Below are 16,348 nucleotides of genomic sequence, written 5' to 3' on the forward strand. Positions count from 1 at the left end.
ACACTTTTTACACTAAACTTTAGTCCAAAATAAAATAATTTCCATATTTGGATTTCGAGACTCAAAATATTTTTCGTCAAATACCTTGATGGACTTGACAAATGGTAGAAAAAGAGCCGAATAAGGATCAAGTCATTGACATCACACACTTCTTTATTCATAAGAAGTGGCATGGTTTCTGCCAATAAACCTACTGCATAATCTGGTTGATTGGTCCGCACCATATCAACCATAGCCTGCATAGCTTCACAAATTCTTTGCTCAGATTTTGGGAGTTCTTCAAAATAGGTTTCATATATGGTTTCGATATACCCTTCCTGTTTATCCAACACCTCCACTTTATTATATATCGGCTCCCGCAATAACTTGTACTTGAGTTCCAAATAACCTTGTGGCAGTTCCTTATAGTCTGGCATCAAGCTATAGGCTGGAATGCCTACACGCTGGGCAATGTACTCTAGCTTTGGAATAGAGGGCTGCGATTGACCACTTTCTATCCGAGCTAATTGCCGTACTGTCAACTCGGATTCATCTCCACAAAAATCTGGGCGGCTCAGCCCTTTTTCTAATCGTAAGCGTTCAATTTTTTGTCCTAAATCCATACCGGTTCCCCCTACTTCACCTGTTCATCCTTACCTAAACAGTATACCATATCTTGCAAGCCTTTACAAAAAACCACCAGCCTAGGCTGATGGTTCTGTCATTTCTTCTTTTTTATATTTGACAATAGCATTCTCACGGCGGTAGGTCACTGTCAAATCAAGCAAGTCCGCCTCAATAGCAGGGGTGAGCTGGTCAGCTGTCATCCTCCAGGTCCAGTTGCCACCAAGGGTATTTGGCAGATTCATACGAGCGGATCCATCCAGACCAAGCAAGTCCTGCATAGTAGCCACAGCCATAAAGGCAGGTGAGCCGAACAACAGGCGGAACATCGCATGGCTAACCGTTTCATCATCACGACGATTGCTGTACTTGTCTAAGAATGCACGGGATTCTTCCGTCATTTCCTTTTCATACCAACCAAGAATCGTATCATTATCATGGGTACCAGTATAGGCTACGACATTATTGCGGTGATTGTGCGGCATTTCAATGCTGTCGCCCTCAGGGTCAAAGGCAAATTGCAAGACTTTCATACCTGGGAAACCAGTTGTTTCACGCAGTTGAATCACCTTGTCTGTCACAGTTCCCAAATCTTCTGCGATGATATTTAAATCACCCAAGTGATACTTGATGGTTTCAAAGAGTTCAAAACCTGGTGCTTCTACACGGTAGCCGTTAACTGCCGTTTCTTCCCCAGCTGGGATTTCCCAGAAGGAAGCAAAGCCGATAAAGTGGTCAATCCGCACCATGTCATAAATCTTGAAGGATTCACGTAAGCGTGCCACCCACCAAGTAAAACCATCATGTTTCATCGCTTCCCAGTCATAGATTGGGTTGCCCCAGAGCTGACCGATTTCTGAAAAGGCATCAGGTGGACAACCTGCAACCACACTTGGCTTTCCTTCTTCATCCGTCTTAAAGAAGTGTGGGTTGGCCCACATATCAGCTGAATCAGCTGCGATATAAATCGGCATATCCCCAACAAACTCGATCCCTTTGGCATTGGCGTAAGCCTTCAAAGCATGCCACTGGCTGAAGAACAAATACTGGGTGATCCGGTGGTAATCCATCTGGTCCGCCAAGAGATGTCGGTAATACTCTAAAGTATCGTGGTAACGTAGACGAGCCCCTTGGTCCTCCCAATCTGTCCATGGTTTGAGGTCAAAATGCTCCTTAATCGCCATGTACTCCGCAAAAGTATGCAACCAAAAACCATTTTCCTCTGCAAAAGACCAATAATCAGCAGGTAAGCCCTCTGCTTTTATAGCCTGCACAACCTTTTCCAACACAGGACGACGACCGTGAAAGATTTTGGCATAATCCACTTCTGTAGCATTGGCACCAAAGTCAATCCCAGCAAGATCAGCCTCTGTCAACCAACCCTTTTCAATCAAGAAATCAAGGTCAATAAAGTGGGTATTTCCTGCAAAGGCAGAGAAAGATTGATAAGGTGAGTCACCATAACTGGTTGTTCCTAGAGGTAAAATCTGCCAGTAACGTTGCTTGGTTCTTTCCAAAAAATCAACAAAATCATAGGCAGCCTGTCCCATAGAACCAATGCCGTATTGACCAGGTAGAGATGAGATGTGCATAAGCACACCGCTTTGGCGTTCTTTCATAATAGTCCCCTATATCTTTCTAAATATTCTTTTTATAAACGCAAACGATTGCTTTGTTTCATTATATAATGAAAACGGTAACAAATCAAGCCTTTTTTACATCTATATCACATAATTTCAATAGAGTTTACAAGTTTCTTCATTATATTTCAAAAAAATTTTCGACATTTTATATTAACCTAAAAAAATTTTTTAATTTTTTTATAAAAACGCTTGCAAACAGATTCATTATGAGGTATAATAAAGTCAACTTAGGAAAACGTTTGCGCTAGTGGACGTTTCACAATAAACCATTTATTCTTGGAGGGAAGAATATGAAACACAAACTTCTTAAGAGCGTTGCTCTTCTAGCTGCATCTACTGCTGTCTTGGCTGCTTGCTCAAGCTCATCATCCACTTCAAGCTCTTCTGCTGAAGGCGGAAAAGAGTTGACAATCTACGTTGATGGTCAATACGAAGCATACATCAACGAAGCAAAAGCTGCCTTTGAAAAAGAAAATGAAGGCGTAACTGTTACAGTGAAGACTGGTGATGCTCTTACAGGTTTGGACAACTTGTCACTTGACAACCAATCAGGTTCAGCTCCAGACGTGATGATGGCACCATACGACCGTGTAGGTAGCCTTGGGGCAGAAGGTCAGCTTTCAGAAGTGAAATTGGCTGAAACAAGCAAGACAGATGACACTACTGAAACATTGGTAACTTCTGGCGGTAAAGTTTATGGTTCACCTGCCGTTATCGAAACATTGGTTGCTTACTACAACAAAGACCTTGTTTCTGCAGCACCAAAAACATTTGCTGAATTGGAAGAATTGGCAAAAGATAGCAAATACGCATTTGCTGGTGAAGAAGGTAAGACTTCAGCATTCCTAGCTGACTGGACAAACTTCTACTACGCTTACGGACTTCTTTCAGGTTACGGCGGTTATGTATTCGGTGAAAATGGTACCAATCCAAAAGACATCGGTCTTGCTAACGACGGTGCTATCAAGGCTATCGAATACGCTAAAACTTGGTATGAAAAATGGCCTCAAGGTCTTCAAGACGCATCTGCTGCTGGTAACTTGATCCAAACTCAATTCACTGAAGGCAAAACAGCTGTCATCATCGACGGTCCTTGGAAAGCTTCTGCTTTGAAAGATGCTGGTGTCAACTACGGCGTTGCTACTATCCCTACACTTGCTGACGGCAAAGCATACTCAGCATTCGGTGGTGGTAAGGCTTGGGTTATCCCTGCAGGTTCTAAAAACCCTGACTTGGCTCAAAAATTCGTTGACCACTTGACTTCAACTGAGCAACAAAAAGCATTCTACGATGCTACAAACGAAGTTCCAGCTAACACTGAAGCTCGTGAGTATGCAGTAAGTAAGAACGATGAATTGACAACTGCGGTTGTAGAGCAATTTGCTTCTGCACAACCAATGCCAAACATCTCAGAAATGAGCACAGTTTGGGAACCAGCTGCCAACATGCTCTTTGAAGCAGTAAGCGGTAAGAAAGATCCTAAAACTGCTGCTACTGACGCTGTGAAATTGATTGAAGACACAATCGCACAAAAATACGGCAACTAGTCATTCTTAAGTAGGACTGGGATTTCTTCCCAGTCTACTTTGTTAATTACAACCTAAAAAGTATATTGATATTTAGGACTGACCTAAAGGAGATTACAACTATGAAACAAAATCCAAATAAGGCACTCCTTTTGTCCCTGATTCCTGGTCTTGGACAAATCTATAACAAGCAAAAAGCAAAAGGCTACATTTTTCTTGGCGTAACGCTGGCTTTCCTGATTTACTTTATTGTAATCGCAGCTGGTGAAATCGGAAACTTGATTACTCTGGGTAGCCAACGTGGTCGTGACAACTCTCTCTTCATGCTGATTCGTGGTTCCTTCCACCTCATCATTACAGTTGTCTATCTTGCTTTTTATGCCCTCAACTTGAAGGATGCCCGCGATACTGCCAAACAAATCAATAATGGCATTCCTGTAGCCGTTACATTGCAAGATATGGTAAAAGGTATCTATGAGAATGGTTTCCCTTATCTCTTGATTATCCCTTCTTACATTGCCATGACCTTTGCCATTATCTTTCCTGTTGTGGTAACCCTCTTTATCGCCTTTACCAACTACGATTTCCAACACCTACCTCCTGGTGCCCTTCTTGATTGGATTGGCTTTACCAACTTTACAAATATCTGGAAACTCAGTACCTTCCGTTCAGCCTTCGGTTCTGTTCTAGGTTGGACAATCATCTGGGCCTTGGCTGCATCAACAGCACAGATTGTTATCGGTATCTTGACAGCCATTATTGCCAACCAGCCATTTATCAAAGGCAAGCGTATCTTCGGTGTTATCTTCTTGCTCCCATGGGCTGTTCCGGCCTTCGTGACGATCTTGACTTTCAGTAACATGTTCAACGATAGTGTCGGTGCCATTAACACACAAGTATTGCCATTCTTGAGCAAATTCCTGCCATTTATTGACAACTTCCTTATTCCATGGAAAACAGATCCATTCTGGACTAAGGTTGCCCTTATCATGATGCAGGCTTGGCTTGGTTTCCCATATATCTACGTCTTGACCTTGGGTATTTTGCAATCCATTCCAAACGACTTGTACGAAGCAGCTTATATTGACGGTGCAAGTGCTATTCAAAAATTCCGCAGCATTACACTTCCAATGATCTTGGCAGTGGCTGCTCCAACTCTTATCAGTCAGTACACCTTCAACTTCAACAACTTCTCTATCATCTACCTCTTCAACAACGGTGGACCTGGTAGCGTCGGTGGTGGTGCTGGTTCAACTGACATCTTGATTTCATGGATTTACAAATTGACAACTGGTACTGCTCCTCAGTATTCAATGGCTGCAGCGGTGACCTTGATTATCTCTATGATCGTCATCAGTATCTCTATGATTGCCTTCAAGAAATTAAATGCATTTGAAATGGAGGATGTATAAGATGAAAGTATCTGTAAAAACGAGACGTATGCTCAATCAGACTTTTACCTATCTCTATCTGATTGCCCTGTCTATCATCATTATCTACCCTCTATTGATTACCATCATGACAGCCTTTAAATCAGGCAACGTGGTAGCTTTCAAGCTGGAACCAATCCAGTTTACTTTGGACAATTTCAAAGGACTATTTAGCGAAACGCTCTACGGAACTTGGTACCTCAATACGCTTATCATTGCTCTCTTGACAATGGTTATCCAAACAAGTATAGTGGTATTAGCAGGTTACGCATATAGCCGTTATAACTTCATCGCTCGTAAACAGAGTTTGGTCTTCTTCTTGATTATTCAAATGGTGCCAACCATGGCGGCTCTTACAGCCTTCTTCGTTATGGCCCTCATGCTCAATGCGCTCAACCAAAGCTGGTTCCTCATCTTCCTCTATGTTGGTGGTGGTATCCCAATGAACGCTTGGCTCATGAAAGGCTACTTCGATACGGTGCCAATTTCTCTCGATGAATCTGCAAAACTAGACGGTGCTGGTCACTTCAGACGTTTCTGGCAAATCGTTCTTCCACTTGTTCGTCCAATGATTGCTGTACAGGCACTCTGGGCCTTCATGGGACCTTTTGGAGATTACATCCTATCCAAATTCTTGCTTCGTGAAAAAGAATTTTATACTGTAGCAGTCGGTCTTCAAACCTTCATCTCTGATGTGAAAAACTTGAAGATTGCCTACTTCGCGGCAGGTGCTATCCTCATCGCCCTCCCAATCAGTATCCTATTCTTCTTCCTACAAAAGAACTTTGTATCTGGTTTAACAAGTGGTGGTGACAAGGGATAACCCTGTCCCACCTTTTCCCTTTTTAGATACAGCAAAGATATTTATGAAAGGTACAAGACATGCTACCCTACCCATTCTCTTATTTTTCCAGTATTTTTTCTCCAAGAAAGATGTTTGCCCATCGCAGATGGATGAAGGTCTGGCAAGGTCTATTCACCACACTCTTTTTAATGTCCCTCTTAGTCATTCCCAGCTCTCTCCAAACCATCAGCTTGGAAACCTATCCAATGGAAAACTTTGTAGAAGGGGTGTATCAACCGCTCAATGTTGAAGTCATGGAAGACCTCAGTCAACATGTATCCCTTGAAAATGAACAATTAACCTATACTGGAAATAGCAGTTGGGAACAAGTGACCTTTGGCGGCACCGTGCCTACAAGCTCAGATTTCTCCTATCAATTTGACACACAAACTTTGACCATCCGAAAAGGTCAGGATGTCTTGACCCAATTGAGCTACGAGGGATTTACTAGTGCTGATTTTTCTAACAAGGAAAAGCTGACCACAGCTATTTCAAAAAATTGGTACCAAGCCAATCGTGCTGTGATTGGCCTGAGTATCACTCTGGTTTCCACCATGATTTTGGCGACAAATCTCCTCTTTATCCTGCTAGGAGCAAGTATCTTTCTTTATCTAACTAAAAAATCCCGTTTCTTCCATTTTGAAACCTTTAAAGAATGCTTCAATTTCTCTCTTCATTGCTTGGGGCTGCCCACCATTTTAGCCTGCCTGATAGGGATTTTGGGTCAGCCTGTTACAACTGTTTTGACTGTTCAAAATATTCTCTTTGTGATAGTATTGATTTGGGTCTTTTTCAAAACCAAATTCAGAGATGAGATTTAGGAGGTTTCTATGCGTGCTACCATTAAAGACGTCGCTAAATTAGCAGGTGTTTCGCCTTCTACCGTTACCCGCGTCATTCAGAATAGCTCTGCCATTAGCCAAAAAACCAAAGACTTAGTTAGAAAAGCCATGGCAGACCTCAATTACCATCCTAATCTCAATGCTCGTAGCTTGGTTTCCAGCTACACTCAGGTGATTGGGCTAGTGTTGCCTGAAGACTCAGATGTCTTCTACCAAAACCCCTTCTTCCCGACAGCCCTACGTGGCATTTCACAGGTGGCTGCTGACCACAACTACGCCCTTCAAATCTCCACAGGTAAAAACGAAGAGCAGCGTCTGGAAGCTATTTCTCAAATGGTTTATGGGAAACGAGTAGACGGGCTGATTTTCCTTTATTCCAAGCCAGATGATCCACTTGTCCAGCTAGCCATTCAGCATAAATTTCCCTTCCTCATTCTCGGAAAGGCAGATTCCCCGTTTATCTCCCTAGTCGATAACGATAATATCCAAGCTGGATTTGAAGCGACCAATTACTTTATCAATAAAGGCTACAAGAATATCGCCTTTGTCGCTGGTAACAAGGAGCTAGTCGTGTCCCAAGACCGCTATGCTGGCTATAAGAACGCCTTAAAATCCCACAATATCCCTCTCGATGAAAACAAGGTCAAGTTTGTATCAGGTTTCCTTTTGGAAGATAGTGCCTATAAAATCTCCAAGAAATTACTCAAACAGGATATAGACGCAATCGTCACAACCGATACCATAGTCGCGGAAGGGATTGTCAAATACCTCAACGAAGCCGGTACCAAACTACCCATCATCTCCTTTGACTCTGTCAAACCAAAATTGGATATTGAAGCCTACGTTGATGTCCATGCCATTAAACTTGGACGCGTGGCCTTCAATACCCTCCACCAAATTATCAATGACAATAAGGAAGACAAGCAGGTCTGCTACCGCCGTGTCATTCCACATACTATTACCGAACTCTAACCTAGAAAGGAGCCGTTTGGCTCATGGCATTACGACAATTTCAAGCATTTCTGGATGATGTAGCTACTATTCGCCTAGTAATGGAAAAACGATTTGATTCCGAGCATATGAGTTTCTCACTCGAATCATCCGACACTACATCTCAACTCTTTATTCATTCCTGTTTAGAGGTGGACAATCTGGTTCTCTACTATCTAACTAGCCTACACCCTCTCAGTTTGGACACGGACTATATCATTTACGACCAGGACAGAAATAAAACCGAGCTAGGCTATGGTCATATCGTCCGCTCTGCTATTTTCGAACAGAACTATACCTATGATGGAAGTGATTTGGGAGCTAGTTATAGCCCTCAGTCCACCAGCTTCAAGCTTTGGGCACCTATCTCCAAGCAAGTCTTTCTAGTCCTAGAGGGCAAGCCTCATGCAATGACTAAGGGTTCTAATGGTGTCTGGCAGGTCACAGTAGAGGGGGATTTAGACAGTCAAAGCTACCACTATCTCCACAAGGTCAATGGCGAGTGGATTGCTGTTCACGACCCGTATGCCCTTTCTTCCAAGGCTAATTCTGGCGATAGCTACGTCATCAACCCAAGTAAGCTCCACAAGGTTCGTCGTGCCAAGACTCAACGCCCTATCTCTCAGGCTATTGTCTATGAAATGAGCGTCCGTGATTTCTCCTGGCAGACAGAAGCAGGCTTCAAACGCCGTAGCCAATTCCTCGGTCTAACCGAATCTCCTATCTTAGACGACATGCCACTGGGCATGGACTATATCAAAAACCTGGGTGTTACCCATATTCAACTCCTACCAGTATATGATTTTGGCAGTGTAGATGAAAACAAACCCCAAGCTGTTTACAACTGGGGTTACGATCCTATGCAGTACAATCTGCCTGAAGGATCCTTCTCCAGCCTGCCAAATGACCCCTACGCCCGCATCCTAGAACTCCAAGAGGCCATTCAAGCCTATCACGATGCAGATATTTCGGTCAATATGGATGTTGTTTACAACCATGTGTATCACGCTGAAAAATACGCATTCGAACTCATCGTACCTGGTTATTTCTACCGTTACAACGAGCATGGTATGCGTACGGATGGAACCTTCTGTGGCAACGATGTCGCCAGCGAACGCAGCATGGTCCGCAACTACATCAAGCAGTCCCTTCGTCAATGGCTAGAAATCTATGGTTTTGATGGATTCCGCTTTGACTTAATGGGAATTTTGGACAGCGAAACCATCAATCAAATCCAAGCAGAATTGGCTGCCATCCACCCAAATGTCTATCTCTATGGCGAAGGCTGGAAGATGGCAACTGGTTTAGAATATGAAAGACTAGCCCACCAATACAACGCAGACCAACTCCCTGAAGTGAGCTTCTTCAACGATGACTACCGTGATACCTTCAAAAAACTCTTACTCAACCCACATCGTTTGGTTGACAAGCAACTACACGAAAAAGTGCAGCATCTTTTGACAGGTAGCCGCTATAGCCACTTCATTAAACCGCAGCAGTCACTCAACTATATCGAGTGCCATGATAATGCGACAGCCTTTGATTACTTCCATATTGAAAATCCAAGCTGGACACCGCAACAACAAAAGCGTGCTGCAAGTTTTGGACTACAGTTGATCCTTATTTCTCAAGGTATGGCCTTTATTCATAGTGGACAAGAATTCTTCCGTACCAAAGATGAGATTGACAATAGCTACAATATTCCCGACCGAATCAATCGTCTGGATTGGACACGAGCTGTACACTATAAAGAACATATCGAATTTATCCAAGAATTGATTGCCTTCCGTAAAGACAATCCAATTCTCAGCCAAGATAGCTATGAAACCATTCAAGAAACCTGTGATTTCTACTGGTTGACCGAATATGTTCTCCGCTATCAAGTCACAAATGGCGAGAAAACCATCCACTTCATTATCAACTTTGCGGACAGCGATTTTGTTTTTGAAAATGAGGATGAACAAACCATTCGTTTCAGCTTCCCGCCTGTCGACGATAAAAAAGCCCAGCACATCACACTGGCTGGACAAAGCATTTGCATTTTGGAAGATAAATAGGACCTAAGACGGATGTAGGAAATCAGAATCTAGGATATACTATAATCACTCCTAAATATTTTTCATAAATCTCCTTAGAACTCATCAGCCCTTGCTGGTGAGTTTTTTGTGTCACAAAGAAAACCCAAAAGAAAACAACCCAGCACTTGACTGGGTTGACAGATGTTACATCAATTCAATGATTTTCCGACCAATGCGCTCAATATCATTCTGCATTCCTCTGAGCTCAAAGGTATCAATAACTGGAAAACCAAATCGTTCAGAATACTGCTTGGCAGTCAAACAATATTGGTTGTTGAAATTGCGATTGCCTGAGCCGACAACACCTAGACAGAGCTCTGCATTAGTCCCCAAAGCGATAAAATCTCCGAGAGGATTGGTCAGAATTTCCACATCTCCATTGTCCACTCCATTTCCACCTTCTAAGTAGGTTGGTAAAAAGGCGACAAAGGGGGCATCTAGCTGGTAGAAGGGCATATCCTGCTTAACCAACTCTTTGACATGGACCAGTTCAATCTCCCAGTCAGTTTGAAATTGGAAAAAAGACTTTAGGCGTTTCACAAAACTCTCTGTATTGCCACTCAAACTGATATAAACCAGATACAATTTTTTATTCATTCCTACTCACTTTCCACAAAATGCCCGATAATATTGACATTATCAGCAACAGATACAAAAGCTAACGGATCCGCTTTTTTCATAATTTGTTTGAACTCGCTAAACTCTGCACGAGTAATGATCGTAATCAGAACTGTTTTTTGCTCATGGTTATAGGCACCCTCTGCGCCATTGATAATGGTCACACCGCGATTAAGCTTCTTATGGATCTTTTTGATAACTCGCTCTGGTTGATTAGTAATAATCATGGCCTGCATCCGCTTTTGTTTAACATAAATGGCATCCGTCATCCTACTAGAGATAAACAGTGCCACCATGGAATACAAGGCATACTTCCAGCCAAAGGTCATTCCCGCTATCAGCATAATCAGGATATTGACAATCAGGGAAATGGAGCCAACCTGTCGCCCTGTCTTCTTCCGAATAAGAATGGAGACAATATCTGTACCACCACTGGATACATTATTCCTAAGAGCAAATCCAATCCCAGTTCCCAACACAAGACCACCGAAAATAGCATTGACCAGAGGATCCGTTGTCAAAGTGACTGGAGGCATAAACTGAATAAACAAGGAACTGAGAGATACGGTGATAAAAGTAAAGATGGTAAATTTGTAGCCAATTTTATACCAAGCTATGATGAGCAAAGGAATATTGAGGGCATAATAAACCGCGGCGATAGGTAAGGTCCAACCAAGATAAGTCCCAGCGAGAGCTGACAATATCTGAGCTAGACCAGTAACTCCAGACGAATAGACATTCCCTGGTCGAAAGAAAAAATTGACCGCAATACTAGATAGGAGCCCATAAATAATGGACCCCGATATCCGTTCTGCATATTTTTCTCGAGAAATTCCCGAAATGATTGACCAAAATTTATTCTTCTTAGCCAAACGTAGAAAGCGTACACGCTGTTTTCTGAAAAATTTATTCATTTTCAAGTGTAATGTCTAAAGCCAATTCCTCTAATTGAGCTGATGCTACAGTACTTGGTGCCTGTGTCATTGGGTCAGATGCCTTGTTGTTCTTCGGAAAGGCGATGACTTCACGAATATTATCCTCACCAGCCAAGAGCATGACAAAGCGGTCCAAACCGATAGCCAATCCACCATGTGGTGGGAAACCGTAGTCCATAGCTTCTAGCAAGAAACCAAATTGCTCATGTGCATCCTCAGCTGAGAAACCAAGAGCCTTGAACATCCGTTCTTGCATGTCTTTTTGGTTGATACGAAGGCTACCGCCACCTAATTCATAACCATTCAAAACAATATCGTAGGCAACCGCACGAACCTCTGCCAAATCACCATCCAAATGATGAGCTGTTTCTTCCGTTGGCAAAGTGAATGGGTGGTGGGCACTCATGTAGCGACCTTCCTCTTCAGACCACTCAAACATTGGCCAGTCTACAATCCAGAGGAAGTTGAACTTGCTTTCGTCAATCAAACCTTGTTCTTTTGCCAAGCGGTTACGCAAAGCTCCCAGGGTATTATTGGCTACTTCCAATTCATCCGCCACAAAGAGGACCAGGTCCTTATCTTCAAGTTGTAAACTTGCTGTCAACTTATCTGTAATACCTGTCAAGAACTTAGCAACTGGACCCGCTAATTCTCCCTTGTCAACCTTGACCCAAGCAAGTCCTTTGGCACCAAATTGTTTGGCGTACTCTGTTAGTTTATCAATTTCTTTACGAGAGTAGCTATCCGCTGCTCCTTTGACAACAATAGCCTTAACAACAGGTGCTTCTGAGAAGACCTTGAAGTCAACTTCCTTGACAGTAGCTGTCAAGTCTTGCAAAAGCATATCAAAACGAGTATCTGGCTTGTCTGAACCGTAGAAGTTCATGGCATGATCATAGGCCATACGAGGGAATGGCAAGGCCAACTCGATCCCTTTGGTATCTTTCAAGACCTTAGCAATCAATCCTTCTACAATGTCTTGGATTTCAACTTCGTTCAAGAATGAGGTTTCCAAGTCCACCTGTGTAAATTCAGGTTGACGGTCTCCACGCAAGTCTTCATCACGGAAACACTTAACAATTTGGTAGTAACGGTCAAAGCCAGCATTCATCAAAAGCTGCTTAGTAATCTGTGGACTTTGTGGCAATGCGTAGAAATGGCCTTTAGATACACGAGATGGTACCAAGTAATCACGCGCACCCTCTGGCGTTGACTTGGTCAACATTGGCGTTTCCACATCAATAAATTCCAAGTCATCCAAGTAGTTGCGAATGCTGTGGGTTACCGCTGCACGCAATTTGAAGTTGTTAAGCATTTCTGGACGACGAAGATCCAAGTAACGGTAACGAAGACGGGTATCATCGCTGGCTTCGATGCCATCCTTGATTTCAAACGGTGTCGTCTTAGCCGTATTGAGCACTGTCAAGCTGGTTACTTGCAATTCAACAGCTCCTGTTGGGATGTTGTCGTTGGCTTGTTCACGCTCCACAACCGTTCCCGTTACTTCGATAACAAACTCACTGCGGAGGCTTTCAGCAGTTGCCATAACATCACTGGCGACCACCTCTGGATTGATGACCAACTGCATAATGCCTTCACGGTCACGCAAGTCGATGAAAATCAAGCCACCCAAGTCACGACGGCGACCAACCCAACCTTTCAAAGTAATTTCCTGTCCGACGTGCTCCTTACGAACACGCCCAGCGTACATAGAACGTTTCATTTTCTTCCTCTTTTACTGATTTTATACCTATTCATTCTACCATAAAATGGCTGATTTTTGGGGGAATTTGCCAAGAAAAATCGAAAAACCAGCCTTAGTTGACTGGTTTACTGTACAACATATCCAGATGCGGAATATTATCCTCCAAATAGACTTCAGAAACTGACTCAAAACCTAACGAACTATAGAACTTTTCTAAATGGGCTTGGGCACCAATTTTAATCTGACTTTCTTTCCATTCGTTTGTAATAAAGTGAATTGCCTGCTCCATCATGGGTCGAGCCAATCCCTTACCACGATGACTTGACTTGATAACTACACGGCCGATGGAAACTTCATCATAACTTAATCCTGCAGGCAATATTCGCAAGTAAGCTACTAACTCTCCTTCATCAGTTCCCAAAAGATGAAGACAGTTTGGATCCTTTCCATCAACTTCAGGATAGGGACGGGCCTGTTCAAGTACAAATTAAGTCTTTTAGTTTACTTTTAGTACGAGGCAACGAGCTGCAAGCTGTACTAAAGTACGGTAAAGCGAGTTAACGAAGTAATAAAAGAAAAACTAAATGACTGATACATCCGTCCTCAGTGTCAAGATACTGTAAAGTTCCTGTAAACTTAATTGGTCAAATGCTTTCATCTCCCACTGCATAAGCACCTCCTAGGGCAAAATATTACCTGCGCTTCTGTAAATCTCGTACCATTCTGGTCTAGTCAAGCTAATCTGACTAGCTTGTGCAATCTTGATCAAACGTTCTGGGTTCATTGAGCCCACAATGGTTTGAATCTTAGCTGGATGTCTCAAAATCCAAGCTACGACAATAGTTTCATGTGAAACATGGTAGCGCTCTGCTATTTCCCCAATCGTTTGATTTAAATCAGCATAGTCTGGATGGTTGGCAAAAATACCTTGTTGCAAATCAATCAAGAAAGGTGACCAGGCTTGGATAGTGATTTTTTTAAGCTGGCAATAATCAATCAGCCCTCCGTCCCGCATGGTCGCAGCATCATCTTTCATATTGACATGTAATCCAGCATCTATCAATGGCGTGTGGGCAGGCGACAGCTGGAGCTGATTGACCGCTAGGGGCTGGTCCAGATAGGACTGAAGTAATTCCATTTGGTAGATATTCTGGTTGCTGACACCGAAATGATGAACCTTACCCGCTTGCTTCAAGAGATAAAAGGCTTCTGCCACCTCCTCTGCTTCCATCAGAGCATCTGGTCTATGCAAGGCAAGAACATCCAAATAATCTGTATCCAAGCGCTTCAAAATCCCATCTACAGACTCCAAGATATAGTCCTTTGAAAAATCAAAATAGCCCTTACGAATACCACATTTGGACTGGAGAATCATGTCCTCACGCTTGAGGCCTGCCAACTTGGCGCCCTGAGCAAAGCGAATTTCTGACTCACCACCACCATAAATATCTGCATGGTCGAAAAAGGTAATTCCCTATCCAACAACTGTATCTAACACTTTGGCTGTTTCCTGCTCTATCAGACTAGCCATTCGCATACAGCCTAGACCAATTCGCGATACTTCCAGACCTGTTTGTCCTAATATTTGCATATACTTGCCTCCTCTTCTGACTTCATTATATACGAAAAAAGAGATTGTTGCCAATCTCTCACCCTCTTATAAAGTTTTCTTCTTTTGTGCCAACTTGCTGATGCTAATTTCAATAGAATCATTGATACTGAGCAAGGTGTCAATCACCTGCTTGTCGGACAAATTCGCATCCAAATCAACATTGTAGACTAATTCCAGGCTATTGCTTTTTTTAATATTCTTAATGCTGACCAATTCTACATACTTACATGCATTGATAAAAGTAGCTTCAAATAGCAGTTCATAATCCAACTCCCTTGGCACGCGAATGGTGATATTCCGTCTGGTTTGACTAACTGCCGCAAAGGAAGAATTCTCCAAGAATAGCAAGACTAGGCAAACAAAGAGCGTAAAAATCGTTGCTAGGATGATAAATCCCATACCGCAGGCCAGGCCAATACCTGTTGCAATAAAGACCATCAAGAGTTCCTTAGCTCCACCTGCTGCCGAACGAAAACGAATCATCCCAAAGGTCCCTGCAATCGCCACACTGGTTCCCAAGTTTCCATTGACCATAAAAATAATCATGGTCATGAGAACTGGGAGAACCGTCAAGGTAATCACAAATTCCTTAGAATAAAGGGTCTTGTATTTATAAACTACGGCAATAATCAGACCTAGAACCAAGCTAACCACTAAACTGGTTGCCAGCATAGAGGGCTCTGCAGGTCCTGTATTGCTTTCAAAGATACTTTTAAACAATTGCTCTTTCAAAGATAATGTCCTCTTCTTGACTTTCTACTAACTTACGGTGGGCTGTCCCATATTTAGAAAATGACACGCGCTCCAGACCATACTGATCAATAATGGCTTGAAGCCATTCTGGGTAGGTTTCAGGCACCTTGATTTCCATAATAACTTGATCATCCTCTAGCAAAGGATAACCATACTTTCCTGCAAATAAATCCACATCGTAATGACGGTAAAGAATATTTTGGTCAATGGTAATACGAACCTTTTTATCCTCAATCCCCTTCATTGAAAAACGATCATAGTAAATATACATCATCGGCTCAATCTTGCCATAACGCTCGCGTAGCTCTGCCATGGTTTCCAAAAGCACAGGATTGCTGATGGTTTCGTCTACTAGGTTGTGGCTCATAAATTTCAATACAGAGGCTGGTTTTGATGTCAAGCGATCCTTCAAACCAACACCATTTTCCTTTTTCTTGATTTCCAAAAAGACTTGACTATCTGCGTGTGGCTGGGCATCGTAGGTCCGCATACGGATCTTCTCACGCTTCCACAAGCGCTCTGCTGAATCTTGAATCATTCGATACTCATTGGTATCAAAGTAAATGTTGGTAATGGTTGAGGTTGGATAATCGTCCTTCACAACATGGGCCTGTAGCTCTGCCATAACGGCTGCTAGTTGGTGGCGGTCAAGGATATATTTTGTTTCGATACGTTTAAATTTGGTTTGTACTGTTTCTTTCATCTTTTTCTCTATTCTACATTTGTCGTTTTAAGCGGTTAAGAGAAGAGCGGTTCCCCACTCTTGTAA

12 protein-coding genes and 3 pseudogenes are annotated in these 16,348 nt (G+C 42.7%); 6 read left to right on the plus strand and 9 right to left on the minus strand.

The window, feature by feature from the left end:
- Together C1G57_RS05305 and malQ are read right to left on the minus strand one after the other, a co-directional pair.
- A pseudogene (locus C1G57_RS05305) lies at positions 1 to 602 on the minus strand (XRE family transcriptional regulator); the annotation flags it as partial.
- Between the two features lie 81 nt (positions 603 to 683).
- Positions 684 to 2,222, minus strand: coding sequence for a 4-alpha-glucanotransferase (gene malQ / locus C1G57_RS05310; RefSeq protein ID WP_105114060.1), 1,539 nt, complete (start codon positions 2,220 to 2,222; stop codon positions 684 to 686).
- A 314-nt stretch (positions 2,223 to 2,536) separates the two neighbouring features.
- On the opposite strand from malQ, the gene C1G57_RS05315 reads away from it, so the two are divergent.
- From C1G57_RS05315 to pulA, 6 genes are all read left to right on the plus strand, one after another.
- Positions 2,537 to 3,793: an extracellular solute-binding protein gene (locus C1G57_RS05315; RefSeq protein WP_105114061.1), complete on the plus strand. Its 1,257-nt coding sequence runs from the start codon at positions 2,537 to 2,539 to the stop codon at positions 3,791 to 3,793.
- A gap of 101 nt (positions 3,794 to 3,894) precedes the next feature.
- The gene (locus tag C1G57_RS05320; protein ID WP_105114062.1) at positions 3,895 to 5,184 is read left to right on the plus strand and encodes a sugar ABC transporter permease; all 1,290 of its coding nucleotides are present in this window, start codon (positions 3,895 to 3,897) and stop codon (positions 5,182 to 5,184) included.
- Between the two features lies 1 nt (position 5,185).
- Positions 5,186 to 6,025 carry a sugar ABC transporter permease gene (locus tag C1G57_RS05325; RefSeq protein ID WP_105114063.1) on the plus strand — a complete coding sequence of 280 codons (840 nt, stop codon included), beginning with the start codon at positions 5,186 to 5,188 and terminating at the stop codon, positions 6,023 to 6,025.
- A gap of 110 nt (positions 6,026 to 6,135) precedes the next feature.
- On the plus strand, positions 6,136 to 6,867 hold the full coding sequence (locus C1G57_RS05330; protein ID WP_238595271.1) for a DUF1189 family protein: 732 nt from the start codon (positions 6,136 to 6,138) through the stop codon (positions 6,865 to 6,867).
- Between the two features lie 9 nt (positions 6,868 to 6,876).
- On the plus strand, positions 6,877 to 7,860 hold the full coding sequence (locus C1G57_RS05335; RefSeq protein WP_105114065.1) for a LacI family DNA-binding transcriptional regulator: 984 nt from the start codon (positions 6,877 to 6,879) through the stop codon (positions 7,858 to 7,860).
- Between the two features lie 23 nt (positions 7,861 to 7,883).
- Complete coding sequence (pulA, locus tag C1G57_RS05340; RefSeq protein WP_105114066.1) at positions 7,884 to 9,935, plus strand: type I pullulanase; 2,052 nt, start codon at positions 7,884 to 7,886, stop codon at positions 9,933 to 9,935.
- Between the two features lie 165 nt (positions 9,936 to 10,100).
- Here the strand turns inward: pulA and nrdI are convergent, their stop codons facing one another.
- From nrdI to C1G57_RS05380, 7 genes and pseudogenes are all read right to left on the minus strand, one after another.
- Positions 10,101 to 10,553: a class Ib ribonucleoside-diphosphate reductase assembly flavoprotein NrdI gene (gene nrdI / locus C1G57_RS05345; protein WP_105114067.1), complete on the minus strand. Its 453-nt coding sequence runs from the start codon at positions 10,551 to 10,553 to the stop codon at positions 10,101 to 10,103.
- Between the two features lie 2 nt (positions 10,554 to 10,555).
- Positions 10,556 to 11,494, minus strand: coding sequence for a YitT family protein (locus tag C1G57_RS05350; RefSeq protein ID WP_105114068.1), 939 nt, complete (start codon positions 11,492 to 11,494; stop codon positions 10,556 to 10,558).
- Entirely contained in the window at positions 11,481 to 13,232 is a 1,752-nt protein-coding gene (aspS, locus tag C1G57_RS05355) for an aspartate--tRNA ligase (protein WP_105114069.1), read from the minus strand. Before aspS ends, C1G57_RS05350 begins: the two co-directional genes overlap by 14 nt.
- A 94-nt stretch (positions 13,233 to 13,326) precedes the next feature.
- Positions 13,327 to 13,701, minus strand: a pseudogene (locus C1G57_RS05360) (GNAT family N-acetyltransferase); the annotation flags it as partial.
- Between the two features lie 192 nt (positions 13,702 to 13,893).
- Positions 13,894 to 14,805 (minus strand): annotated as a pseudogene (locus C1G57_RS05370) (aldo/keto reductase).
- A gap of 66 nt (positions 14,806 to 14,871) precedes the next feature.
- A complete protein-coding gene (locus tag C1G57_RS05375) occupies positions 14,872 to 15,558 on the minus strand; it encodes a DUF4956 domain-containing protein (RefSeq protein ID WP_238142275.1) in 687 nt (228 codons plus the stop codon).
- The gene (locus C1G57_RS05380) at positions 15,539 to 16,282 is read right to left on the minus strand and encodes a polyphosphate polymerase domain-containing protein (protein ID WP_105114070.1); all 744 of its coding nucleotides are present in this window, start codon (positions 16,280 to 16,282) and stop codon (positions 15,539 to 15,541) included. The genes C1G57_RS05375 and C1G57_RS05380 overlap by 20 nt, the downstream gene beginning before the upstream one ends.
- Between the last annotated feature and the right edge of the window lie 66 nt (positions 16,283 to 16,348).

The organism is Streptococcus suis (assembly GCF_002960425.1).
In the GTDB taxonomy this organism is placed as follows: domain Bacteria; phylum Bacillota; class Bacilli; order Lactobacillales; family Streptococcaceae; genus Streptococcus; species Streptococcus suis_S.

Bases quoted from the DNA above. Each gene is read 5' to 3' on its own strand.
- nrdI (WP_105114067.1), bottom strand. From the start codon at position 10,553: ATGAATAAAAAATTGTATCTGGTTTATATCAGTTTGAGTGGCAATACA.
- malQ (WP_105114060.1), bottom strand. From the start codon at position 2,222: ATGAAAGAACGCCAAAGCGGTGTGCTTATGCACATCTCATCTCTACCT.
- C1G57_RS05380 (WP_105114070.1), bottom strand. From the start codon at position 16,282: ATGAAAGAAACAGTACAAACCAAATTTAAACGTATCGAAACAAAATAT.
- C1G57_RS05335 (WP_105114065.1), top strand. From the start codon at position 6,877: ATGCGTGCTACCATTAAAGACGTCGCTAAATTAGCAGGTGTTTCGCCT.
- C1G57_RS05330 (WP_238595271.1), top strand. From the start codon at position 6,136: ATGTTTGCCCATCGCAGATGGATGAAGGTCTGGCAAGGTCTATTCACC.
- C1G57_RS05315 (WP_105114061.1), top strand. From the start codon at position 2,537: ATGAAACACAAACTTCTTAAGAGCGTTGCTCTTCTAGCTGCATCTACT.
- aspS (WP_105114069.1), bottom strand. From the start codon at position 13,232: ATGAAACGTTCTATGTACGCTGGGCGTGTTCGTAAGGAGCACGTCGGA.
- pulA (WP_105114066.1), top strand. From the start codon at position 7,884: ATGGCATTACGACAATTTCAAGCATTTCTGGATGATGTAGCTACTATT.
- C1G57_RS05325 (WP_105114063.1), top strand. From the start codon at position 5,186: ATGAAAGTATCTGTAAAAACGAGACGTATGCTCAATCAGACTTTTACC.
- C1G57_RS05320 (WP_105114062.1), top strand. From the start codon at position 3,895: ATGAAACAAAATCCAAATAAGGCACTCCTTTTGTCCCTGATTCCTGGT.